Annotated in this window: 15 protein-coding genes; 12 read left to right on the top strand and 3 right to left on the bottom strand. The window is 33.9% G+C overall.

Going from position 1 to position 25,714, the window contains the following annotated elements:
* The 3 genes from P0R33_RS07325 (at window position 1) to P0R33_RS07315 (ending at window position 6,000) form a co-directional block, all read left to right on the top strand.
* Window positions 1-2,208, top strand: a complete 2,208-nt coding sequence (locus P0R33_RS07325) for an endo-1,4-beta-xylanase (protein ID WP_276174832.1) — start codon at window positions 1-3, stop codon at window positions 2,206-2,208.
* 95 nt (window positions 2,209-2,303) lie between these two features.
* On the top strand, window positions 2,304-3,926 hold the full coding sequence (locus P0R33_RS07320; RefSeq protein WP_276174831.1) for a DUF5597 domain-containing protein: 1,623 nt from the start codon (window positions 2,304-2,306) through the stop codon (window positions 3,924-3,926).
* Between the two features lie 166 nt (window positions 3,927-4,092).
* Complete coding sequence (locus tag P0R33_RS07315; RefSeq protein WP_276174830.1) at window positions 4,093-6,000, top strand: sialate O-acetylesterase; 1,908 nt, start codon at window positions 4,093-4,095, stop codon at window positions 5,998-6,000.
* 270 nt (window positions 6,001-6,270) lie between these two features.
* On the opposite strand, the gene P0R33_RS07310 is transcribed toward P0R33_RS07315, so the two are convergent.
* Window positions 6,271-7,146 (bottom strand): LysR substrate-binding domain-containing protein, encoded by an 876-nt coding sequence (locus P0R33_RS07310; RefSeq protein ID WP_276174829.1) that lies wholly within the window; start codon window positions 7,144-7,146, stop codon window positions 6,271-6,273.
* A gap of 104 nt (window positions 7,147-7,250) precedes the next feature.
* On the opposite strand from P0R33_RS07310, the gene P0R33_RS07305 reads away from it, so the two are divergent.
* Window positions 7,251-8,003: an MBL fold metallo-hydrolase gene (locus tag P0R33_RS07305; protein WP_276174828.1), complete on the top strand. Its 753-nt coding sequence runs from the start codon at window positions 7,251-7,253 to the stop codon at window positions 8,001-8,003.
* Between the two features lie 98 nt (window positions 8,004-8,101).
* Here P0R33_RS07305 and P0R33_RS07300 read toward each other — a convergent pair whose 3' ends face one another.
* A complete protein-coding gene (locus P0R33_RS07300; RefSeq protein WP_276174827.1) occupies window positions 8,102-8,707 on the bottom strand; it encodes an RNA polymerase sigma-70 factor in 606 nt (201 codons plus the stop codon).
* 280 nt (window positions 8,708-8,987) lie between these two features.
* On the opposite strand from P0R33_RS07300, the gene P0R33_RS07295 reads away from it, so the two are divergent.
* From P0R33_RS07295 to P0R33_RS07260, 8 genes are all read left to right on the top strand, one after another.
* Complete coding sequence (locus tag P0R33_RS07295; protein ID WP_276174826.1) at window positions 8,988-10,133, top strand: FecR family protein; 1,146 nt, start codon at window positions 8,988-8,990, stop codon at window positions 10,131-10,133.
* A gap of 171 nt (window positions 10,134-10,304) precedes the next feature.
* Window positions 10,305-13,880 carry a SusC/RagA family TonB-linked outer membrane protein gene (locus P0R33_RS07290; RefSeq protein ID WP_276174825.1) on the top strand — a complete coding sequence of 1,192 codons (3,576 nt, stop codon included), beginning with the start codon at window positions 10,305-10,307 and terminating at the stop codon, window positions 13,878-13,880.
* A 17-nt stretch (window positions 13,881-13,897) separates the two neighbouring features.
* Entirely contained in the window at window positions 13,898-15,301 is a 1,404-nt protein-coding gene (locus P0R33_RS07285; RefSeq protein WP_276174824.1) for a RagB/SusD family nutrient uptake outer membrane protein, read from the top strand.
* Between the two features lie 64 nt (window positions 15,302-15,365).
* Window positions 15,366-16,568, top strand: a complete 1,203-nt coding sequence (locus tag P0R33_RS07280) for a TlpA disulfide reductase family protein (RefSeq protein ID WP_276174823.1) — start codon at window positions 15,366-15,368, stop codon at window positions 16,566-16,568.
* Window positions 16,569-16,665: 97 nt separating this feature from the next.
* Entirely contained in the window at window positions 16,666-17,805 is a 1,140-nt protein-coding gene (locus P0R33_RS07275) for a TlpA disulfide reductase family protein (protein ID WP_276174822.1), read from the top strand.
* Window positions 17,806-17,983: 178 nt separating this feature from the next.
* Window positions 17,984-20,776, top strand: a complete 2,793-nt coding sequence (locus tag P0R33_RS07270; protein ID WP_276174821.1) for a pitrilysin family protein — start codon at window positions 17,984-17,986, stop codon at window positions 20,774-20,776.
* Window positions 20,777-20,977: 201 nt separating this feature from the next.
* Window positions 20,978-22,981: a thioredoxin family protein gene (locus P0R33_RS07265; RefSeq protein WP_276174820.1), complete on the top strand. Its 2,004-nt coding sequence runs from the start codon at window positions 20,978-20,980 to the stop codon at window positions 22,979-22,981.
* 22 nt (window positions 22,982-23,003) lie between these two features.
* Window positions 23,004-24,491, top strand: coding sequence for an aminotransferase class V-fold PLP-dependent enzyme (locus P0R33_RS07260; protein ID WP_276174819.1), 1,488 nt, complete (start codon window positions 23,004-23,006; stop codon window positions 24,489-24,491).
* A 77-nt stretch (window positions 24,492-24,568) separates the two neighbouring features.
* Here the strand turns inward: P0R33_RS07260 and bioB are convergent, their stop codons facing one another.
* Window positions 24,569-25,549, bottom strand: coding sequence for a biotin synthase BioB (bioB, locus tag P0R33_RS07255; protein ID WP_276174818.1), 981 nt, complete (start codon window positions 25,547-25,549; stop codon window positions 24,569-24,571).
* Between the last annotated feature and the right edge of the window lie 165 nt (window positions 25,550-25,714).

Here is a 25,714-nt window from a genome sequence, read left to right as displayed (position 1 = left end):
ATGAAATACAAATATATCATACCAATAATTGCTTCATCACTAATGATTTTGTCATCATGCGATGATAATTTGATGGAGTGGGGAAAAGACCCAGAACACGGAGAAATAACAGGCGCAGAGCTTCCATTAGCTTTAGTAGAAAAAATTAGCCGTTATGAGCCATTAAAAGTATATTCTGATTTTTCTTTAGGAAACGGAATCGGAATTAGTTTATACATGAGCGATGCCAATTATAGAAAAATCGTAAATGAAAATTTTGATGAGGTTACACCGGGTTACGAAATGAAGCACGGTGCAATGGTAAATGCTAAAGGAGAAATTAATTTTACTAATGTTGATGCTTTTATCGCTGCTACAAAGAGTGCTGGACTAAAAGTTTTCGGACATACTTTAATTTGGCATTCCAATCAAAATGCAAGTTATTTAAACGGAATAATTGCACCAACGGTAATTCCAGGCTCAAGCGGAACTAATATTTTAGACTTAGCTCCTATAAAAGATGGAACCTTTACGGGTTGGGCAAGATATAATGCAGGAAAAGGAATTACAACTGTTGCTAATTCTGGATTAACCAGTACATCAGCAGCCGTTCAATTGGCATCTAGTGCCACATCTTCCGCTGCTTATAATTTACAGCTGATATCTCCAAATGTGCCAATTGTGGCAGGACATAATTATGAGATTTCATTTTATATTAAATCTGATGTTACTGGGAAAGGACGTATTTCATTTAATGCTTCTTTAAATGCTCAATATCCATTTAAAGATTGGATGAATACTGGAACTGGAACTGAAGCTTTCACAACAACTTCTTCTTGGCAACAAGTTAAAATTAAATTGGCTCCAGGCGATTTTAAAACAGGAAGCACAACGTTTCAGTTTAATTTAGATTTAGGATATTTACCAAACGTAACCTATTTAATTGATGCAAATACCTTAGCTGTTGTAGATCTTGATGCTTCAACTGGACCAGTTAATTTAGTTTCTAACGGAACATTTAATTCTGGAATAACTGGTTGGAGCAGAGCAAATGGTGCAGCAGATGCTTTGAGCGCAGGAACTGGAGCGGCAAATGTTTACGAAGGAAGCGGATCAATGAAAGTGGTAAATGCTACAAGTACTGCAACAGAACAATGGAGAACTCAAGTTCAGACTACTTTTACTTCTGCATTAGTAGCAGGAAAAAGTTATACAATTTCGTATATGATTCGATCTGAAGCAGCTGGTTCAGTAAGATGCTCAACGACACCATCATCATTAGCAAATTATCAAGGAGATCAAACTACAACGACTACTTGGAAACAAGTAGAATGGAAAATCACTGCAAAAGGTGGAGAAACTGGTTTTGGTTTCGATTTAGGAGGAGCTGCTGGAACCTATTATATCGACAATGTTTTAGTAACCGACGGAACATCATCTGGCGGAGGAGCAACAGCACCAATTACAATTGAAAAAACAGATGCTGAGAAAACTAAAATTATTGGTGATGCCATGACCGATTGGATTTCTAAAATGATGACACATTACAAAACTGGAGTTTTTGCTTGGGATGTTGTAAATGAGCCAATGAAAGAAGATGGAACTTTAAGAAACGGAACTGAAGGCGACACCGCAACAGACTATTTCTCTTGGGTAAAATATCTTGGAAAAGATTACGCTGTAACAGCTTTCAAATTGGCACGTCAATACGGAAATGCAACCGATAAATTGTTTATTAACGATTATAACTTAGAATCGAGATTAGACAAATGCGACGGAATAATCGAATATGTAAAATATATTGAAAGCAAAGGAGCAACGGTTGACGGAATCGGAACGCAGATGCACATTGGTTTAACGACTGATAAAGATAAAATTGTTCAGATGTTCCAAAAATTGGCAGCTTCAGGAAAATTAATTAAAATCTCAGAGTTAGATATTAGATTAGGAACTGCAACGCCAACAGTAGCACAACAAGCTTCACAAGCAGAAATGTATCAATACGTAATCGATATGTACAAAAAATACATTCCTGTTCCGCAACAGTACGGAATTACAATTTGGGGCGTTTCTGATAATGCAAAAGAACATGAATACTGGCTTCCAAATGAATCTCCAAATCTTTGGGATGCAAACTATGTTCGTAAACATGCATACAAAGGTGCAGCAGACGGACTTGCAGGAAAAGATGTAAGTTTAGGATTTTCGGGTGAGTTAGTAAAACCTTAATAAATTAAAATCTGTTGAGTAGCAAAAAAGCTTTGTCAAAGTTCTAAATTTTGACAAAGCTGCTTTGTTTATTTTTACTATTAAAACAAAAAAGTATGTTTCATATTCTCAAAAAAAGTTTTCTTCTAATTGCCTTATTTTTAATGCATTTTGGGTTTTCTCAAAACATACCTCATCTTCAAAAAAAAGGAAATAAAACACAATTAATTGTAAACCAAAAACCATTTTTGATACGCGGCGGAGAATTAGGAAATTCTTCAGCAACAAGTATGGAAAGCATGGAAACGATTTGGCAAAAATTGGTTGACATGAACCTCAACACCGTTCTTACACCAATTTATTGGGAATTGATAGAACCTGAAGAAGGAAAATTTGAATTCCAGTTAGTAGACGATTTGATTCTTCGAGCGAGAAAAGAAAATTTAAAATTGGTTTTTCTTTGGTTTGGATCTTGGAAAAATAGTATGTCGAGTCATGCGCCGGCTTGGGTAAAATTAAACCAGAAAAAATACCCGAGAGTAAAAGACGACAAAAATAAAAGTCATGAAATTGTAACGCCTTTCAGCGAAAATAACCTGCAAGCCGATTTGAATGCTTTCAAAAAATTAATTAATCATATTAAAGAATTCGATCAAAAAGAGCAAACGGTAATTATGATTCAAGTTGAAAATGAAATCGGAATGCTGCCAACTGCACGCGATTATCATCCTTTGGCAAATGAAGCTTTTAAAAAAGAAGTTCCAAAAGAATTGTTGCAATATCTTCAAAAAAATAAAGAAAAATTGGTTCCAGAATTTTTAGAAATATGGAAGAAAAACGGATTTAAAACATCAGGAAACTGGGAAGAAGTTTTTGGAAAAGGACTTCATACAGATGAAATTTTCATGGCTTGGTATTTTTCAGAATTCACAAACAAAATTGCAAAAGCAGGAAAAGACATTTATCCAATTCCAATGTTTGTAAATGCAGCACTAAATGCACCCGAAAAAAAGCCTGGACAATATCCTAGCGCAGGTCCGTTACCGCATCTTATGGATGTTTGGAAAGCCGCGGGAAATGCTGTAGATTTTTTAGCGCCAGATTTTTACAATCCGTCTTTCAAACAATGGAATGATTTATTTACGCGTCAAGGCGATCCGCTTTTTATTCCCGAACATCGTTTTGATGAAACCGCGCCATTTAAAGGTTTGTATGCAATTGGTCATTACGAAGCAATTGGTTTTTCGCCATTTTCTATTGAATCTGTTACCGATGCAAAAAAAGAACCTTTGGGCAAAATCTATGATTTGATAAAACAATTAACACCAACAATTGAATCATATAAAGGACAAGGAAAAATCGACGGCGTTCTTTTAGACAAAGAAAATAATACGGAAATCATAAAAATGGGCAATTACGAATTCACTTTCAAACATGATTATACTTTAAATTGGTCGGATGGAGCAAAAGCTGAGGTTTGGCCAATGTCAAGCGCGATTATTATTGAAATTGCTAAAGATGAATTTTATATTGCAGGTTCCGGAATTGTGGTGACTTTTAAAACTTTAAAAGAAAATCTAAATGCTGGAATTTTAAAAACCGATCAAGGTAGATTTGAAAATGAAGTTTGGAAAACGATAAGACATTTCAACGGAGATCAAACGCATCAAGGAAGACATTTAAGAATTTCTGTTGGCGATTACGAAATCCAAAAAATAAAATTATATAGTTACGAGTAGTTTTTTTGCCACGAATTTCACGAATTGGCACTAATTTTTTTGCAGTTGTCATTAATTTCACAAATTAAAAAATTCGTGAGATTGTAATGTTACAGACAAAATATGAATTAGTGCCAATTCGTGAAATTCGCGGCGAAAAAAAACGTGGCAAAAAAAACGTATTAAAATGAAAAAAATAATATTAGCATTTTTAATAACCTTTAGCGTCAGCGCGCAAATAAAATTGCCGAGATTAATAAGCGACGGAATGATTTTGCAGCGCGATACCAAAGTCAATATTTGGGGTTGGGCATCGGCAAATGAAAATATTGAACTCGATTTTAAAGGAAAAAAGTACAATACAACAACATCTGAAGAAGGAAAATGGTCGATTCAGCTTCCGTCACAAAAAGCGGGCGGATCTTACGAAATGACTTTAAAAGCAACCAATATAATTGTGCTGAAAAATATTCTTTTCGGTGACGTTTGGCTTTGTTCTGGACAATCTAATATGGAACTTCCGATGGATAGATTGAAAGACAAATACAAAGATGTAATTGCGAAATCGGAGAATTCGAATATTAGACAATTTTTAGTTCCAGATGAATATTATTTTGAAAAAGAAAGAAATGATTTTTCGTCAGGCGAATGGATTTCGGCAAATCCAAACAACGTTTTGCAATTTACTGGCGTTGGTTATTTTTTCGCAACAGAAATTTACGAAAAGTATAAAATTCCAATCGGATTAATAAATAGTGCTTTGGGCGGTTCTCCAGCTGAATCTTGGATTAACGAAGAGGGAATTAAAAAGTTTCCAGACTATTATCAAGAATATCTGAAATTTAAAGACGGGAAACTCGAAAAACAAATCGATGAAAATGATCGAAAAGTAAGTTCAGATTGGCATAAATTAGTAAATCAAACCGATTTGGGTTTACAAAATAAATGGAAAAACACAAACGATATTTCCGATTGGAAAACAATGAAAATTCCAGGTTATTGGGCTGATGGAGAACTTGGAAATGTAAACGGTTCTGTTTGGTTTAAAAAAGAGTTTGTTTTAGAAAAAGTAAAAGAAAATGAAGCAAAATTAATTTTAGGACGAATTGTAGATGCCGATTCTGTTTTTGTAAACGGAAATTTTGTGGGAACAACTTCGTATCAATACCCGCCGAGAATTTATTCTTTCAATGCTGGTTTTTTAAAAGAGGGAAAAAACGAAATTACTGTTCGTGTCATTAACAATTCTGGAAGAGGCGGTTTCGTAGCCGATAAACCTTACGAGTTAGTTATTGGCGATAAAACAATCGATTTAAAAGGAAATTGGAACTATAAATTAGGTTCGAAAATGAATCCCCTTCCTGGACAAACATTTGTAAGATGGAAACCCGTTGGACTTTATAATGCAATGATTTCGCCTTTAAAAAATTATCCGTTAAAAGGTGTTTTATGGTATCAAGGCGAATCGAACACCAAAAAACCTTCAGAATATTTTTCTTTAATGGAAACTTTAATTGATACATGGCGCACGCAACTCGATCAAGAAAAATTGCCATTTTTAATTGTTCAACTCACAAATTACATGGATCCAAAATCGGAGCCTGTAGAAAGCAGTTGGGCGGCTTTGAGACAACAACAATCCAATTTATTAAAAGTTGAAAATACAGGATTGGCAGTGACAATAGATTTGGGCGAATGGAATGATATTCATCCTTTAAACAAATATGATGTTGGAAAAAGATTGGCACTTCAAGCAAGAAAATTCGTTTATGGCGAAAAAAAATTAATTGCTTCTGGCCCAATTTTTAAATCAATGGAAAAGAAAGAAGATCAGCTTATTTTGAGTTTTGCTGAAATTGGAACTGGATTAATAAACAAAGGAGGAAATATTTTAAACGGTTTTGCAGTTGCGGGTTCAGATGGAAAATTTGTCTGGGCGAAAGCAATTATTGAAGGCAATAAAATTATTGTTTGGAATAATGATGTCCGAAATCCAGTAAAAGTTCGTTATGCTTGGGCAGATAATCCTAATAATGCTAATTTATACAATAAAGAAAATTTGCCTGCTTCGCCTTTTGAGGCAGAGTTGAAGTAGTTACAAAGATTTTCTGTAGAGACGCACCGCAGTGCTTCTACATCTAGTATATCGATAAACATTGTGTTAGACGCACTGCGGTGCGTCTCTACGATAAACAGACATAAAATCAAATCTGTGATATTTTAGCCCAATTTTGTCATTTCGAGGAACGAGAAATCACACTAGAAGATCGAGAAAGATTTTCGCTTTTTCTTTGCGGACTTGCGCGTGTGATTTCTCGTTCCTCGAAATGACAAACTTTTGACCTTAAACTTTAAATTCCAAAAATCACTTCAAATTCTCCATCAACATATTCAAAAAGGCTTTAACTGCTTTTTTCTCATACACTTCTTTCAAGGAAATAAGCATTGCAGTTCGTGTCATATTTTGCCCTTTTATTGGAATCGCATGTAAATCTTTTTCGTTTTCAATTGTTGTTTTGGTCAAGATTGTGTGCCATTTTCCTGTTTTAATTAATTCTAATAAAGTTGGAATATCATTGATTTCAATCGTAACTTTCGGATTGAGATTATCCTTTTTAAAAGCTTTATTTATAAATTGTGTTGTGCTAAAACCGCTAGAAGGAAGCGCGAGAGGCAACGAACTCACTTCACTCAAAGAAATGCTTTTTTTATTGGTGAATGAAGTTTCAGCTGAGATAACCAAAGCCATTGGAGACGTAAATAATTCTCTGTATTTGAAATGTTCCTCTGAAGCGATTTCTTCAAAAGTCAGAATTACATCGAGCTCAAAATGATTCAGTTTCTGGATTAATTCCTGAGAAGTTCCAAAAACAATTTCAAATTGAATTTTAGGATATTCTGAACTAAATAAAATCAGCGCTTTAGTAACCACGTGGCGCAATGCATAAGTTACACCGATAGCAATTTTTCCAGTTTCAAGATTATTCAGGTCTTTAATAAATTGAAATCCATCTGAAGCTTTATTTACCGATTGCTGCGCGTAAACGGCAAATAAATTTCCAGCTTCGGTTAGTGTAATTCTTTTTCCGATTCTATTAAAGAGAGGAACTTGTAATTCGTCTTCCAACTGTTTAATTTGTTGTGATAGTGTGCTTTGGCTAATATAAAGTGCGGAGGCAGCTTCTGTAAAGTTTAGTAATTCTTTTGCTTTGAGAAAATATTTAAGCTGTCGAAGTTCCATTTCTAAATCGGTTTTATCGATTGATTATATCGAAAAATAAGGTTTTACAAATATAGAAAATCTTAAGAACTTTGTCGTGTTGTAAAATTACAGAAGATAGAAAAATGAAAATCATAGCTTTACAAGAAGGAAATTACGTTGCAAATGCTCAAAAAGAATTTAAACTTTTAACTAAAGAAACATCAGATTCAGGTTTGAAAATGGCAATTCAGCCTTTTGTGGTTATCACTGATAATGATGTTATTTTATTAGATTTTGGTTTAGGATTTGTAAATAACGAAATTCCGTTTATTCATGAAATGCTTCAAAAGAATAATATTAGTCCGAATCAAATAACAAAAGTTTTGGTTTCGCATCTGCATAAAGATCATATAGAAGGAATTGGTTATTTTGAGAACGGCAATTTTGTTCAAAATTTTCCGAATGCGAAGATTTATATTCAGGAACGAGAGATAGATTTTGCTTTAGAACAAATTAATAATCCGTCGTATGTTTTTGAGTTATTAAATCAATTGAAAAAACTTCCTAATGTTGAGTTACTAAATTCAGATAGTGGAAATATAACCAATGAAATTTTCTACGAAGTTTCGGCAGGACATACAAAATTTCATCAAGTTTTCTGGATAAAAGCCGATGATGAAATTGTTTTTTATGGAGCAGACGATTTGCCTCAAAAAATCTATTGGTCAATGCATGTTGCTTACAAGACTGATTTTGACGGAAAACGAGCAAGAGAATCACGCAAAAAATGGGAACAGCAAGCAAAAGACGAAAATTGGAAAGTACTTTTTTATCACGATATGAAAATACCAGTTTTAGAATTATTTGAAGAGAAAATGGAAGAGGCGAGAATATAGAAAAAAGAATATAGATTGAATAACAGGAAAATAAACAGAACGAAGAAAAGAGGAATTGGATTTACGATTCTTTACAAACAATAAAAAGAAAATTCAGATTAATTATTTAGTCTGAATTTTTTTTTTGCACCAAACAATAAAAACAAAACACTTTTTACTTTTTCTTCTAAAGAACTGCGTAGAATAGAAAAAGCCTTAGTAATTTGTGCTTCAACAGTTTTGATAGAAACATCCAAATGTTCTGCAATTTCGATATTGGTCAATCCTTCTTTTTTACTTAGAATAAAAACCTCTTTGCACTTTGGAGGCAGGTTTTGAATTTCTTTGTTGACAGCATTTAAAACACGTTGAAAAGCTTCAGAATCATCTTCCTGAACAATTCCGTTTAATGCATCGTAATATGATTTTTCTAGAGAAAACAAAGATTGATTCTTTCGATATAAATCGATAAACTCATTGTAAACCAATTTATAAAGAAAACTTTTTAACGAATGATCTGTTTTTAATCTCGTGCGCTGTTCCCAAACTTTAATAAAAACGTTCTGAACAATATCTTCTGCGCTGTAAACATTCTTTACCAGACTGTTAGCATAAACACAAAGTTTATGATGATAAGTATCGATGAGATAGGTGTAAGCGGTTTCATCTCCATTTTTTAGAGATTCAATTAATGTGGTATTATCGCTGTAATCATCAATCTTCATAGAAACAAATATATTAATTTATAAATTTTATGGCTCAAAACTGCGCTTATTTTCTTAAAAATGCTCATTTTTTTCATTTTCTATTTGAAATTTATTACAAATAAAAAACAGAATAAAATGCAAATATAATTTATTTACTTTATAAATTCTATAGAATTAATATAGTTTTGTTGAAAGAAAAGACTTGTGAAAAATAAAAAAATCACTAAAATAAAAAAAACTTTATCAAATTGTTAGGGTTTTGTTTTTTGGCTTCGTAATAATATTAAAAATGACCCAAATGACAGCGAAAAAATCAGAGCGATTAATCGTGAAATTTATCACAAATCAGGCTTCTAAAGACGAAATTGAGCAACTGACAGAGTGGTTAAAACAAGACGAAAATCAAATTGTGTTTAAGGATTTTGTAAAAACCAATTACGCAATCGATACGGCCTTGAATACTTTTGATTCTACAGAAGTTAGAAAACAGCTTTCTGAGAGAATTCAAAAAGAAAATAATGTTTTTACAAAAAGAAGATTTTCATCTTACTATAAATATGCAGCGATTTTAATTGTTGCTTTAGGCGGATTTTATTTGTATAAAAATTCTGGTACAGAACAAGTTAAACAAAATGTTATTATTCCGCGAGTAGACGAAATTGTTTTACAATTAGGTAACGGATCTTCTGAAACAATTGATACTTCTGAAGAAAAAAATGTGACCGATAAAGATGGAAATATTATAGGAAAACAAGAAAAAGATAGATTGGTTTATACAAAAGCTTTTGCAGAAGGAGAATTGGTTTATAATACTTTGAAAATTCCTTACGGGAAAAAATTCGAAGTTCAATTATCTGACGGAACGGTGGTGCATTTAAATTCGGGAACATCTTTGCGTTATCCAGTACAATTTGGCAAAAACAAAAATAGACAGGTTTATTTAACGGGCGAGGCTTATTTTGAAGTAAGTAAAGATAAAGCGCATCCGTTTAATGTAAATGCACAAGAGGTTAATGTTGAGGTTTTAGGAACTAAATTCAATGTTGATTCGTATACTAATAATACAAGTACAGATGTTGTTTTGGTTGAAGGTAAAGTTTCACTTTATAAACAGCAAAAAACAAATCAAGTATATCTGACTCCAGGCTTAAAAGGTTCTAATTTAAAAGGTGAAAATGCAATTAAGACAGAGCAAGTAAACCCTGATTATTACACGGCTTGGGTAAAAGGAAGTTTAGTTTTTAAAAATGCTTCTTTTGCTGAGATTATCAAAAAACTAGAGCGTCAATATAATGTGACTTTCATTAATAAAAATAAAACTTTAGGAAAAGAGATTTTTAATGCCCGTTTTGATAACGAACCAATTGAAGTGGTTTTGAAATATTTTAGTGATAGTTATAAAATTGATTATCAAATAGAAAGAGATGAAATTACAATCAGATAAATTAATTAATAATTCACAATTTACAATTCATAATTAAAAACGCCTATGTAACAAAAATCCAAAAATGAAAAGGATCGTTATAAAAAAACCGGAAAATGCGCCAACATTTCCCGGTAGAGTATATGCGGTCAGTTAATTAACCAACCAACATTAAAAAAACATTTTAAAAGTATGAAAAAACTCTTGAACAAAATCAGGTTTGATAAGCCTTTTTTGAAATTTGATTTGAAAATGAAATTGACCACATTATTTCTCCTAACCGCCTTAAGCGTAATGCATGCCGGAACTAGTTATTCTCAAAAAAATAAGATTTCTTTTAATGTCAGTAATATGACTGTTGCAAAAGTTATCGAAAGACTAGAGTATACTACAGATTATAGATTTGTTTACAATGTAAGATCTGTCGATTTAAATAGAGTAATCGACGTAAATGCAAGTGAAACTTCGATTGACGTAATTTTGAATAAAATTTTTAATAATACCAGTACCGATTTTAAAGTGTCTGGAAACCATATTATTTTGATGCCAAAAAAACTTGCAGCTGACAAAACAGCTGAAGTTAAAAAACCTGAGGCAGATTTTATTGTAAAAGGTAGAGTTACAGATGCAAAAGGAATGCCTTTAGTAGGTGCAGCCGTTGCAGATAATGGTTCTGGAAGAGGTGTAAACACTGATTTTAACGGAGAATATCAAATTATTGCAGTAAGCAGCGAAACGACTTTAGCATTTTCTTATTTAGGATATGTTAGACAAGAAATAAAAGTTGATGGCAGAAGTGTTATCAATGTTGTTTTAAAAGAAGACGTACAGGAATTAGAAGGTGTAGTTTTAAAAACAGGTTATCAAGATATTACTGCAGAAAAAGCAACAGGATCTTTCTCTAGTTTGAAAGCAACAGATTTTAAAGAACAACGTCTAAGTGGTTTAGATAAAATTTTGGAAGGACGTATTGTTGGATATCAGGATGGAAAAATCCGTGGAACGACTTCTATGGCAGCTGGTTCAGCAGTACCTTTGTATGTTATTGATGGTTTTCCTGTTGAAAATACAAGATTAACTCCTTACGCTTCTATAGAAGAAAATCTTCCGAGTCTTAACTTAGAAGATATTGAGACAATTACAGTTTTAAAAGATGCGGCAGCTTCTTCTATTTACGGTGCACGTGCTGCTAACGGAGTTATAGTAATTACTACTAAAAAAGCAAAAGCAGGAAAAACTAATATTTCGTTTTCAAGCAACTTGACAGTTACTCCTTATAGAAATTATACAGCAAACCTTACTGACTCTGGAGATATTATTGATTTAGAAAGAGGATGGGCAGCTGGAAATCCTAATTTAAAAACGGCAAATTCGGCTACTTATGCGCAATCATTGCTAAATAATGCAGCATTTACAAGTTTAGGAATGCAGACTATTTTGAATGGTTATGCCGGAAAAACTTCAATGGCAGAAATGAACAGCCGTTTGGATGCACTTGGTGCTCAAGGTTACAAATACTATGATGATATTGCCAAATATGCAAAACGTGATCAATATTTTCTACAGCACAATCTAAGTTTAGGAAAAGCAACAGAAACGAATACGTTCAATGCTTCTTTAACTTACAAAAGCAATCAGCTGGAAGATATCAATACTGAAAATGAAACAGTTGGTCTTAATTTGAAAAACTCAACACAAATTAACAGCTGGCTGTCTTTGGATTTAGGAAGTTACACTAGTTTTGGAAAAGGGGATACGCAGAGTTATTTTGCTTCAGCACCTGGATTTAAATATCAGCCATACAATCAATTGGTAAACAACGACGGAACAAATTTTGTTTCTACAGCTGCATCTCGTTATAATAATTTTACACTTCAGTCGATGCAGACTTATGGTCTTTACAACATGGACATTACTCCGATGGATGAGTTGGGAAGAAATGGTATCGAAAATAAAAATTTCTTGAACAGAACATACGCTAAATTTAATGTGAAATTCAGTAAAGCATTTACATACAATGCCATGTTCCAATACGAATTTGCTTCAGATCGTGCAAGTCAGTTATATGGTAGAGATTCTTATTATGTAAGAAACAAAGTAAATGGTCTGGTTACAATTGCTAACAACAAAGCAGTTTATAATTTGCCTTACGGAGATATTATAAAAGAAACGAATCAGTTTTCTAATGCTTATAATTTCCGTCAGCAGTTAAACTTCAATCAGACTTTTGCTGAAAAGCATGATTTTTCTGCTATAGCAGGTATGGAAATTCGTCATTCAAAACAAGAGTATAGTGATAACACTCGTTATGGTTATGATGCACAAGCTTTATCGTTTACAAATATTAATCAAGCCGATTTATTAAAAGTATATGGAGCTGTTTTCGGAGGTTATATGTCACAAAACGAATTTGCATTAGAAAAAGAATTGCAGAACCGTTATGTTTCAGTTTACTCAACAGGAGGATATACTTACGATAGAAGATATACGCTTTCTGGAAGTGTACGTTGGGATCGTTCTAATCTTTGGGGAACAGACAGTAAATATCAAAACAAACCTATTTGGTCTGTTGGTGCGGGCTGGAATATTAACAATGAATCATTTTTTAATGTTGATTGGGTAGATGCGCTTAAACTTCGCGGTTCTTATGGTATTGGAGGAAATATTGCAAAAGATACTGCGCCATATTTAACTGCTTTTTACAGTGCTAATCCAAATGTTGGAGGAACGCAGGGAAGTGTTGGCAGACGACCAAATCCTGAATTATCTTGGGAAAAAACAACTACAACAAACATTGGTTTAGACTTTTCATTCTTTAAAAGTAGATTAAGCGGAACCTTAGATTTATATAATAAAAAAGGTCAGGATTTGTTAGCTAGCAGCCAAGGAATTCCAACAGAAGGATTTGGATATTCAACCTATACACTTAATAACGGAGAAATGACCAATAAAGGTATCGAAGTTAGTTTAAGAGGAACATTGGTAAAAACACCTTCATTTTCTTGGGATGCTTCTGTTTTGTATGCCTATAATAAAAACGTAGTTGATTATGTAAATGTAAAAGCTCCGGTATATTATCTTCAATTAGATTATCCTATGTCATTTCCAAGAGTTGGAACAAGTTTTAACTCTATTTATGGATACAAATGGGCTGGGTTAAGTAATACAGGAGTTCCTCAAGTTTATGATGCTTCGGGAACAGCAGTAAAATACAATCCAGGACAGATAGATGCTATTAAAGATTTTGGATCGACAGTTCCTACACACAGCGGTTCTTTCCATACTTCTGCTAATTATAAAAACTTCTCCCTTTCTGCTCTTTTCATTTATGAGTTAGGACATAAAGTAAGAAACACATTCCTTCCAATGTTGGCTAACAATTACAATGGAGCAATTGGAGGTTATGTAACAGATATTACAGTAGTAAACAATCATATTGCAGATCGTTGGAAACAGCCAGGAGACGAGGCTTTTACAAATGTTCCTAGAGTTGTATATGAGTACGAATCAGAATTTAATTCAGAATCCCGTACTATTTATTCGTATGCAGATATTAATATTTTGGATGCTTCAAATGTAAGATTAAGTAATGTTTCATTGGCGTATCAAATGCCAAGTGCCATTATTAAGAAAGTAAAATTAGACGGAGTACGTTTTAATTTAAACGCAGAAAACGTATATACTTTTGCTAAAAGCAGAGATGCTAAGTATATGTTAGGCGGTTTCACCTCTCCAAGTTTTGTTTTGGGAGTAAATGTTAATTTCTAATTTATAAAGACTAAACGATGAAAAATATATATAAAAAAGTTGCGTGCTTATTAGCTTTAGGATTGACTTTTGCATCTTGCGACGATTATTTGAGCGATGTTCCTAAAGGTGCAAAATCGCCAGAAACATTAGCAGATTATGAAGCTTTTTTGCGTGACGAATACAATACGAGATTAGATATTTTAGGAGCTTCACAATTGCTGAATGACCAATTTATAACGGCAGCTACTTTAACCAGCAATAGATTGTATAATGCCAACTATATGTGGGACGAAAATGCTGATCGTATTGCATTAAAAGTATCAGATGAAACTGCTTATTATGGGACTTATGCTGGAATTGCGGCCTTTAATCTAATTATTGAAAATGCATTAACAGCAACTAAAGCCACTGAGCAAGAACAAAGAGTGGTTTGGGCAGAAGCGAAAATAATGCGTGCCATGAACTTTTTTTATGTGACTAATTTTTATGCAGATACTTATGTTGCTTCAACAGCTTCAACAAAATTATCAGTGCCGTTAATTACGAGTGCCAATATTAATGCACCAAGTAAACAAGTTACAATTCAAGAAATGTATGATTTTATTTTGAATGAAGTTAAAGAGGCTCTGCCTTACTTGCCAAAGGTCTCTCAAACAGCATTACATCCAAATTTAGGTGCAGCTTATGCATTTTATTCAAGAGTTTATCAGCAAATGAATAATTATACAGAGGCTTTAAAATATGCTGATTTAGCATTGGCAGAAAATAATCAATTGTATGACTGGGTTGCTTTTTATAATACAAATAAAGCCATTATAGATGTGCCTAATTCGTATACAACATCAGTATCGCCAATGGGCTATACGTATAATGAAAATTATTTTTTCAGACACGGTTCAAGCCGTTCTTTAGGTAGAGAAACAAGTATACCGGTAGAAAGAGCAGCACGCTTTGAGACCGGAGATGCACGTTTAAAGTCACGTTGGAAAATAAGAACAGTAGGTGCTGATACTTATTATTATTCGATATTGTCAGGGATGTATAATTTTGCCGGAATCACAACTGTTGAAGTTTATTTAATCAAAGCGGAGTGTTTGGCACGTGATAATAAAATCAGTGAGGCTTTGGCAATTTTAAATGCAGTTCGTAAAACCCGTATTCTTCCCGCTTCTTATCAGGATATTGCGACAACAGATAAAACAACAGCATTAAATGCTATTTTCAGAACAAAAAATAATGAGCTTCTTAATACATTAACTCCTTATGCAGATGCTCGTCGTCTAAATGCAGAGGGCATTTATAAATTTAGTTTAACAAAAGTAGCAAACGGAACTACCTACACGTTAAAATCAGATTCTCATTTATGGACGTCGCCTTTCCCGCAAGGAGCAACGCAAAATCCAGGAAACGGAACAATTACACAAAACGTAGCTAAATAATAATTCAAAAGCTTCCTGATTAGAATTTTCCGAAAGGGAAGCTTTTTTAAAATATCAATCGAAAATGAATACAATTAAATATAAAATATTAGGATTATGCATCTGCTTGTTTGCAGTTTCAAACAGTAGTATTGCACAAAAGAAAAAAGGAGTAACAACAGCTGCAACTTCATATACTATTGAAGGAAATATTTCTGGTCTTGAAGAAGGAACAGCTGTAAAATTAATTCCTGGAGGAACTCATTCTTCTGAATTGCCTGTTGCCGAAACAACTTTAAAAGATGGGAAATTTACTTTCGCAGGAAAATTAAATGAACCAAGATATTTCTATATATCGTTTGGAAAAAACAAAGGAAGTATTCCTGTAATGGCAGAAAATGCAAAAATAAAAGTTACAGCAATAGGGAATGTTTCAACAGACGAAGGACAGTGGATTAAATTTAAAGATGTAGTGGTTACAGGTTCAAAATCACATGATTTTTATAAAAAAGAAACTGCTTTTAAAGACGAGTTAGACAAAGATTATGTTGCTTATCACGTAGGAATTGATGAATTAAGCAATAAAGTTGGAAAAGCAAGAAAAGAAGGAAACAAAAAAGTGTTAGATTCTCTTTACAGTACAGAACAATGGAAAACTTTTGAAACAGCAGAAAAAGCATTTTTTACAAAAGTAGAAAAAACAACAAAAGATGTAATTGCGAAACACAAAGCAACTTGGTGGGGGCCATTTTTTATGTTGACAAATTACAGCTATTTCACACCAGACCAACAACCGATGTTCGATCAATTTTCAGAAGTGGCAAAGAAAAGCTACTATGGAAAAGTTTTACAAAAAGATTTGTTTCCTGTATCTCTAATAGGAACAAGTGTTGCAAATTTCAATTTGAAAGATAAAGATGGAAAAGCATACACAGCAAAAGAAATCGTGGCTGGAAAAAAATATATTCTAATTGATTTCTGGGCTTCTTGGTGTGGACCATGCCGTAAAGAAATTCCAAACCTGAAAACAGCTTATGCAGAATATGCAGGTAAAGGTTTTGAAATTTTGAGTATCTCAATTGATAAAGATGAAAAAGCTTGGCAAAAAGCTTTAGGACAAGAAAACATGCAATGGCATAATCTTTTAGATGATGATAAAGTAAGTAAATCATTTAATGTAAAAGCAATTCCAGCAACGTATTTAGTGGATAGTAAAGGTGTAATTATCGGAGACAATTTAAGAGGTGCAGAATTGGAAGCGAAATTAAAAGAGCTTTTAAAATCGTAATTAAGTTTTCAGTGACGGTTTTCAGTCACAGTCGAAAATTAGAACTGAAAACCTAAACTGAAAAACAAATAAAAAAATAACAATAAAAAATATCAACATGAAAAGTACAATCTTAAAATCAGGTTTATCTGCACTGGCGCTAATGACCGTGCTGAATTCTTGTTCAAAGAAAGAAGAAGGATTTACAATTAACGGTACCATTGCCGGATTAGATAAAGGAATGGTTTATCTGGAAAACACAGATGAAAAAGGAAACAAAAAAATCGCAGATTCTGCAGTAATACAAAAAGACGGAACTTTTACTCTTAGCGGAAAAGTCTCAGAACCTTTATTGCATACCATTAAATTAAAAGGAGAAGAATATGGTGCTTATTTCCTTTTATCTAATGACGATATAAAAGTAGAAGCTAAAAAAGATTCTATTTATAAAGCGAAAGTTATTGGAGCAACTCAAAATGATATTTACAAATCATATTATGATAATGAGTTCAAAAAAATACAATCAGTTGCAGGTCCAATTTATAAATTATCTGATTCCTTAACGCAAAGCGGAAAAGTAAAATTGACGCCAGAACAACAAACAATGATGGATAAAAAATGGAAAGATCTTGGCGCTTTCGCGGATGATTTAACAGACAAATTCATTAGAAAAAATAAAGACAATTTAGGAGGCGCATTAGTAATCGATGACCGAATTGTTTCTTACGGAACTCCAGAAAAAGTAAAAGAATATTACGCAATTTTATCTCCAGAAATTCAGAAATCATTCTACGGAAAAAAATTAAAAGCAACAATCGATCTTAACGACAAAACGGCTATCGGTGCAGCAGCTTTGGATTTTTCTCAAACCGATGTAAACGGAAAAGTGGTAAAATTATCAGATTACAAAGGCAAATATGTTTTGGTAGATTTTTGGGCATCTTGGTGCGGACCATGTCGTAAAGAAAACCCGAATGTAGTTGTGGCTTACAAAACATATCACGATAAAGGATTTGATGTTTTGGGAGTTTCTTTAGATGATAAAAAGAACCTTTGGGAGAAAGCAATCGAAAAAGACGGTCTGACTTGGACACATGTTTCAGATTTAAAAGGATGGCAAAACGAAGCAGCAGTTTTATACGGCGTAAAAATGGTGCCAACAAACTACTTAATTGGACCTGACGGAAAAATCGTTGCCAAAAACCTTAGAGAAGCTGAACTGCAATCTAAATTGAAAGAAATTTTCAGTAAGTCGTAAAACCTAATTTTTTAACACATAGAAACATAGATTTTTTAGGCTTGAATTAAAGATTAAAATGAGAAATATATTTCTCACACATAGCAAAACTATGTTTGTTTTAATTAGTGAAACGCCTTTTTAGATCCTTTTAATTCTATGTCTCTATGTGTTAAAATCATATAATTTCAATCAAAAAATGAAAAAATACATCTATCTGGGCTTTTGCTCACTAGCTTTCTGCGCCCTAATTTCAGCGCAGAATAAATCGGTTAACTTTAAGAAAATCAAAGAATTGGGTGGGATAGAAGAATATCTTTACCAGCCAAACGGAATGAGTGTTCTGCTGCTGCAAGACAATGCCTCGCCTGTTGCAACGGTGCAGATTGTTTATCGTGTGGGTTCTAAACACGAAGTATTGGGAAACACGGGATCAACGCATCTTTTGGAACATTTAATGTTTAAAGGCACGCCGACTTTCAACAAAAAAAATGGAAATACAATCACTGATGTGCTGCAAAATACTGGAGCGCAACTGAATGCCACAACTTGGTATGACAGAACCAATTATTATGAAACGCTTCCGAGCGATAAAATCGAATTGGCACTTCAAATTGAAGCCGACAGAATGCGAAATTCTCTTCTGACGAAAGAAGATAAGGAAGCCGAAATGACGGTAGTGAGAAATGAATTCGAAAGAGGAGAAAACAATCCGAACAGTCTGTTGGACAAAGAAATATGGGCTTCGGCTTACATCGCGCATCCGTACCATCATTCGACAATCGGTTGGAAATCGGATATTGAAAAAGCGCCGATTGAGGTTCTAAAGAATTTCTACAATACCTATTATTGGCCAGATAACGCAACTTTAACTATTATCGGCGATTTCAAAAAAGAGAACGTTTTTGAATTGATTGAAAAGTATTTCGGAAAAATTACCAAAGCGCCGCACACAATGCCTCAGCCTTACACGGAAGAGCCTCAGCAATATGGACCGCGTAAAATTACAGTTAGAAAACCGGGAGAATTGGGCGTTGTAAATAAAGCCTACAAAATTCCAGGAGCTCTTCACGAAGATCTTCCAGCTTTAGGAATTCTGGCGCAGATTATCGGAAATGGACCTTCTGCAATTCTGAACAAAACTTTTGTTGACACTCGTTTAGGAATTTATTCATACGCAAGCGCAACAGAATTTAAAGAAGTTGGACTTTTTACAATCGGCGTAGGATTTCCGACGACTTCAAAACATGAAGATATTGATGCCAAAATCAGTGAAGTTGTTGCAAAAATTCAAAAAGAAGGCGTAACTCAAGATGAGGTAAATCGTGTTGTAGCAAAAATTAGTGCGCAGACTATTTTAGCCCGCGATGGTTCTGGCGTAATTGCATCTGCTCTAAACGAAGCAATTGCAGCAGGCGACTGGACAGATTATATTACAGGAGTTGACCGTTTGAAAAAAGTAACTCCAGCTGACGTTCTGCGTGTAGCCAATAAATATCTGGTTGAAGACCAAAGCACAACAGGATATTTTATTCCGAAACAGGCTGGAAACCAGAATAGAGATACTGCTAAAGCGAATAATTTTATTGAAGAAAACGGACCGTTTTATTACAGACATCCAGAAAGCGGACAGGTTCACGAAGAAAGTTCAGCAGCAACTATTTCATTAGAAGAAAAAAATAATTCAGAAACTGCTTTTGATGATACTACAATCGAAAAATCAACTTCAGCTTTCAAAAGAGAAAAAGTTTCAGGAATTGATGTGGTTTCGGTAAAAACTTCGGCGAAAGATTTTGTGACTGTTGCAGCGAGCATTTCACTTGGAAATTATGCAAGCGAAACTAAAAATGATGTTATTCCAGCTTTAACGGCTTCGATGCTTTCAAAAGGAACAACGCTTAATGACAAATTCAAATTCTCAGAAAAACTGCAGAAATTGGGAGTTACCTTAAATGTAAATGCTTCAACTTTTAAAATCAATATCGGATTTAAATGTCTGAAGAAAGATCTGGATCAGGTTATTGCTTTATTTGCGGAAGAATTAAGAAATCCGCTTTTTGATGCGAAAGAATTTGAAAACCTAAAACAGCAGTTTATCGGAAACACGCAGCAAAGCCTGAACGATCCTGGCGAAAGAGGCGATATTGCTTTATCGCAGGCTATTTATCCAAAAACAAATCCGAATTACAGTTTAAGCGTTGAAGACAATATCGAAAATATCAAAAAAGCAACTTTGGAAGAAGTGAAAGCTTTCCATAAAAAATATTTCGGAACGGCTTCTATGCGTCTGGTAATTGTTGGCGATACAGACGGAGCAAATCTAAATGCGTCATTAAAAAAATCATTCAAAAACTGGAATGGCGGCGTTACAGAAAAACTGAAATTTGAGGAAGCCTCAAAAGCCGCATCAAAAATAGAAGTGGTTACGATTCCAGAAAAGCCAAGCGCAGAACTGTATATCGGACAATTTACAGGTTTAAAAAGAGCCGATGCTGATTATATTCCGTTTTATATCGGAAATTACACTCTAGGCGCTGGATTTGCAGGACGTTTGATGCAGACAGTTCGCGATAATGACGGACTTACTTATAATATTTCATCTGGTTTGGGAGGAAATATCGAAACTGGAGGCTACTGGTTTGTAAATGCTTCTTTTAATCCAAATTTATTCCAAAAAGGGCTTGACGCAACTATGGTTCAGATTGATAAATGGGTAAAAGATGGAATTACGGCATCTGAATTGGAAAACAAGAAAACCAATCTAATTGGAAGTTTTAAAGTCGGAATGTCAACGACAAACGGAATGGCAAGAACAATTCTGAATTTTATCGAAAGAGGTTTAGAGCCAAATTATATCGAACAATATCCAAATGATATCCAAAAAGCAACTTTGCAGCAGGTAAATGATGCGATTAAGAAATATGTGAAATTGGATAAAATGATTGTTATCAAATCGGGTTCTTTGGATAAAGACGGGAATCCTTTAAAGTAAAGTGTTTAATCTCAATTTTAAGTCCTAGTACAAAGTTTTAAACTTTGGCAAAATTACTGAGACTGAAAACTGCGACTACAAACTAAAAAAAGTCTTTTCATTTCATTTTAAAATCTGAATTAGTAAGCCAAATTTTATAGGAAAGACTTTCAAGAGCTGTCGGCAAGCAGCTCTTTTTTTTAAATCAAACTCAAAAAAACAATGAAAAAAACTATCATAACATTGCTGTTTTTGATCTCCGTAAGTATGTTTGGACAAATGTACAATCCGGTAAAGTGGTCAACATCGGTAGAGAAAATCTCAGACAAAGAATATGTTTTAAAAGCGCAAGCTGTGATTCAATCGGGCTGGCATTTGTACGGACAATACATTGAAGAAGGCGGACCTTCGAGAACTGCTTTTACATTTAAAAATACTAAGAAGAACTTCGAATTAGTTGGAAAAACAACTGAAGAAAAAGGACATGAAGTGGTCGATAAAATCTTCGACATGAAAATTAAGTATTTTGAAGATAAAGCACTTTTTACGCAAAAAATAAAATTTACTGATGCTGTTTCGAATGTTGCAGGAGAAGTTGAATTTATGGTTTGTGATGACAGTAATTGTTTGCCGCCGACTTCGGAAGAATTAACGTTTAAAATTCCAACTGAAAAAAAAGTGGCTTCCGCCGAAGAAACTGCCCTTGCAAAGGAAGATTCGACAATTACAGAAGAAAAAATAGTTGCTCAAACGGAAGAAAAAGCGCTAAATAAAGTGGTTCATTCAACAAAGAAAAATGAATCGAGAGGATTACTTACTATTTTTATTTTAGCTTTTTTATCGGGATTTGCGGCATTATTAACGCCTTGCGTTTTCCCAATGATTCCGATGACGGTAAGTTATTTTACCAAACAAAGTAAAACCAAAGCGGCAGGAATTAGAAATGCTATGATTTACGGAATTTCGATTGTAGTTATTTATGTTTTACTAGGATCAATTGTAACGGCTGTTTTTGGAGCAGATTCGCTAAATGCACTTTCAACAAACGTCTGGTTCAATCTGATTTTCTTTATTTTATTGGTCGTTTTTGCTTGTTCTTTTTTAGGAGCTTTCGAAATTGTACTGCCAAGTTCTTTAGCAAATAAAGTCGATTCACAAGCCGATAGAGGAGGATTAATTGGGATTTTCTTCATGGCATTGGCTTTAGCAATTGTATCGTTTTCTTGCACAGGACCAATTGTCGGAACATTATTGGTTGAAGCGGCATCAAAAGGAGGAATAGCTCCAATCGTTGGTATGTTAGGATTTTCGATTGCCATTGCATTGCCGTTTTCGTTATTTGCCGCTTTTCCAGGTTGGTTAAATGCATTGCCAAAATCTGGCGGATGGCTAAATACGGTAAAAGTAGTTTTAGGATTTTTAGAATTAGCGTTGGCTTTTAAATTTTTATCGAATGCCGATTTGGTTTTGCAATTGCATTGGTTAGAAAGAGAAGTTTTCTTAGCGATCTGGATTTCCGTTTTTGGAATGCTGGCTTTTTATTTATTTGGAAAGATTACTTTGCCGCACGATTCTCCTTTAAATCATATTTCTGTCGGAAGATTAGGTTTCGGATTATTGGTTTTAACTTTTACTATTTATCTAATTCCGGGACTTTGGGGTGCACCTTTAAAATTAATCAGCGGATTTCCTCCTCCAATGCATTATAGCGAATCTCCAGATGGATTGGGCGGTTCTAAAGTTTCGAATGAAAGTTCTAATTCAGCACTTCCTGAAGGAGCAGAACATGGTCCGCAAAACATTATTACTTTTCATGATTATGATAAAGGAATGGAATATGCGAAAAAAGAAGGAAAACCAGTTTTACTTGATTTTACAGGCTATGCCTGTGTGAATTGCCGAAAAATGGAAGAATTAGTTTGGTCAGATCCAAAAGTTTTAAATACTCTAAATAATGATGTTGTTTTGATTTCGCTTTATGTTGATGATAAAAAAGAACTTCCGGATAGCGAACAATATACTTCTGAAACTACAGGAAAAAGAATTAAAACAATCGGAAATAAATGGAGCGATTTGCAGATTAAAACCTATAAAGCAAACGCACAGCCGTTTTATGTAATTGTAGATCATAAAAGCGAAAGTTTAACTGAGCCGTCTGCTTATAATCCAAATATAGAGGAATATTATAACTGGCTTCAAAGCGGAATCAAGAATTTTAAAAAATAGATTTTTTTTAATGTTAAATGAAATGGAAGCTACTTTGAAAACAAGCAAATTAGAACAGTATTTCTCAGAATTTAGAGAAAATACAATTGGCACAAATCATAGTTTTGAATCGATTTATGGAACTCAAAATCTATTATACGCCGATTGGATTGCCAGCGGAAGACTTTATTTTCCGATTGAAGATATAATGTTGCGAAAAATAGGTCCGATGATTGCTAATACGCATTCATTTTCGAGCCAGACCGGAAAAGCATCAACTTACGCGTATCAATATGCAAGACAGTTAATTAAAAAACACGTCAATGCATCTGATACAGATTGTTTAGTTGTAACTGGAACTGGAATGACAGCGGCTTTAAACAAATTGCAACGCATTATGGGATTGCGTTCTGAAGATAATATTTATAACGTAAAATTGCATTTTGATGACGAAAGACCAGTTGTTTTTATAACGCATATGGAACATCATTCTAATCAAGTTCCATGGTATGAAACTATTGCCGATGTTGTGGTTTTGCCTTGTGGCGAAAACAATTTGGTTGATCCGAAAATACTTTCAGAAGAACTTAAAAAATACGAAAGCAGGAAATTAAAAATTGGTTCGTTTACGGCTTGTTCCAATGTCACTGGAATTATTACGCCATATCATGAACTGGCTAAAATAATGCATCAAAATGGCGGTTATTGTTTTGTAGATTTTGCCGCTTCTGCACCTTATGTTCAGATCAATATGCATCCAGAAAATGAAGAAGAACAATTGGATGCCATTTTCTTTTCTCCACATAAATTTTTGGGAGGACCCGGAACTTGCGGAATTTTAATTTTCAATGAAAAACTCTATAAATCTGATTTTCCAGATAATCCTGGTGGAGGAAATGTAAAATGTACAAATCCTTGGGGAGGATTTCATTATAGTGATGCAATAGAAGTAAAAGAAGATGGTGGAACGCCGGGTTTTTTGCAAGTAATGCGAACTGCTTTGTGTTTGGAATTGAAAGATAAAATGAGTATTGAAAATATGAAAAATCGAGAAAAAGAATTGCTAAATCTTTGTTTTTCAGAATTGAAAAAAATACAAGGTTTACATCTTTTAGGCGATTTAGAAACAGAAAGAATTGGCTGTGTTTCTTTCATTGTAGAAAATATTCATTACAATCTTATTGTACGTTTGCTAAATGATCGTTTCGGAATTCAGGTTCGTGGCGGTTGGTCCTGCGCAAGTACGTATGCACATTTTTTGTTGCAAATAGATGAAGAAAAATCAGCTGAAATTACAAATGGAATTCTTCAAAAAAACTTAACAGAAAAACCAGGCTGGGTGAGAGTTTCACTTCATCCGACAATGACCAACGAAGAGCTTTTGTTTATTTGTAATGCTGTAAATGAGGTTGTTATAAATATTGAAAATTGGAAAAAAGCGTACCAATATAATTCCGTAACCAATGAATTTGACAATCTTTTAATAACGGAAACGATTGAAGAGGATGTGAAAGAATGGTTTGTATTATAAATAGATAAAAAAAGAGTAAACCTCCAAAAAGTGGAAGTTTACTCTTTTTAAAATTATTGAGTTTGTGAATTAGTATTCTAAATATAGACTTGTGCGTTTTCTTTCTTTAAAGGTTTTAGTCCTAAATTTTGAAACATCTGCATATCTTCAGATATTCCAGGATTTGGAGTTACCAATAAGGTTTCGCGTTCTCCAGTAAAAATAGAATTGGCGCCAGCCATAAAACACCACGCTTGTTCTTCTTCGGTCATTTCGATGCGTCCAGCGCTTAGTCTAACTATAGATGCGGGCATAATTATACGTGCTGTAGCAATCATTCGCACCATATCCCAAAGAAGCACTTTTGGATTGTTTTCTAATGGAGTTCCTTTTACTCTAGCTAATGCATTGACAGGCACAGATTCTGGATGAATTGGCATTGTAGCTAAAGTTGTAAGCATTGAAACTCTATCGGCAGAGGTTTCGCCAAGACCAATAATTCCGCCCGAACAGACTGTGATTCCAGCTTTTCTCACATTATGTATAGTGTCAAGACGCTGATCAAATTTGCGTGTACTAATTATTTCATCGTAATAGCTTTCTGAAGTATCCAAATTATGATTGTAAGCATATAGTCCCGCTTCTTGCAGGCGAATAGCTTGTTCTTCAGTAAGCATTCCTAAAGTGCAGCAGACTTCTAAGCCAAGATTATTGACACCTTTTACCATTTCAATAACACGATCGAAATCTTTATTATTTCGCACTTCGCGCCAAGCGGCAGCCATACAAAAACGCGACGAACCGTTTTCTTTTGCTTTTTGAGCGTGTTCAATTACGGTTTCTGTCGGCAAAAGAGACTGTACTTTTATATCGGTATGGTAACGAGCTGCTTGTCCGCAATAAGAACAATCTTCAGGACAACCGCCAGTTTTTACAGAAAGTAGGGTACATACTTGTATTTCTGAAGGTTTATGCCATTTTCGGTGTATAGTTGCCGCGTTATAAACTAATTCTAATAAAGGCCGATCGTAAATAGCCTGAATTTCTTCTTTACTCCAATCGTGTCTTATTTCGTTCATTTTTCTATTCTTTAATTTTGAGATTTTTTTGTCGATGATCAAAAGTAATCTCTTGCTTTTTATTGAAAATGAACCGCTTTTTAGATTGTGGATAGTCCGGTTGGGATTTTGATTTTAATTTGAACGAAATTTGTTGAGGTAATGAAGTGATTTAAAAGATTACAT

Source organism: Flavobacterium sp. YJ01 (assembly GCF_029320955.1).
Lineage (GTDB): Bacteria > Bacteroidota > Bacteroidia > Flavobacteriales > Flavobacteriaceae > Flavobacterium.
This window is presented reverse-complemented; position numbering and strand designations above follow the sequence as displayed.

Coding starts and splice junctions, on each gene's coding strand:
- P0R33_RS07325 (WP_276174832.1), top strand. CDS start 1: ATGAAATACAAATATATCATACCAATAATTGCTTCATCACTAATGATT.
- P0R33_RS07320 (WP_276174831.1), top strand. CDS start 2,304: ATGTTTCATATTCTCAAAAAAAGTTTTCTTCTAATTGCCTTATTTTTA.
- P0R33_RS07315 (WP_276174830.1), top strand. CDS start 4,093: ATGAAAAAAATAATATTAGCATTTTTAATAACCTTTAGCGTCAGCGCG.
- P0R33_RS07310 (WP_276174829.1), bottom strand. CDS start 7,146: ATGGAACTTCGACAGCTTAAATATTTTCTCAAAGCAAAAGAATTACTA.
- P0R33_RS07305 (WP_276174828.1), top strand. CDS start 7,251: ATGAAAATCATAGCTTTACAAGAAGGAAATTACGTTGCAAATGCTCAA.
- P0R33_RS07300 (WP_276174827.1), bottom strand. CDS start 8,707: ATGAAGATTGATGATTACAGCGATAATACCACATTAATTGAATCTCTA.
- P0R33_RS07295 (WP_276174826.1), top strand. CDS start 8,988: ATGACAGCGAAAAAATCAGAGCGATTAATCGTGAAATTTATCACAAAT.
- P0R33_RS07290 (WP_276174825.1), top strand. CDS start 10,305: ATGAAAAAACTCTTGAACAAAATCAGGTTTGATAAGCCTTTTTTGAAA.
- P0R33_RS07285 (WP_276174824.1), top strand. CDS start 13,898: ATGAAAAATATATATAAAAAAGTTGCGTGCTTATTAGCTTTAGGATTG.
- P0R33_RS07280 (WP_276174823.1), top strand. CDS start 15,366: ATGAATACAATTAAATATAAAATATTAGGATTATGCATCTGCTTGTTT.
- P0R33_RS07275 (WP_276174822.1), top strand. CDS start 16,666: ATGAAAAGTACAATCTTAAAATCAGGTTTATCTGCACTGGCGCTAATG.
- P0R33_RS07270 (WP_276174821.1), top strand. CDS start 17,984: ATGAAAAAATACATCTATCTGGGCTTTTGCTCACTAGCTTTCTGCGCC.
- P0R33_RS07265 (WP_276174820.1), top strand. CDS start 20,978: ATGAAAAAAACTATCATAACATTGCTGTTTTTGATCTCCGTAAGTATG.
- P0R33_RS07260 (WP_276174819.1), top strand. CDS start 23,004: ATGGAAGCTACTTTGAAAACAAGCAAATTAGAACAGTATTTCTCAGAA.
- bioB (WP_276174818.1), bottom strand. CDS start 25,549: ATGAACGAAATAAGACACGATTGGAGTAAAGAAGAAATTCAGGCTATT.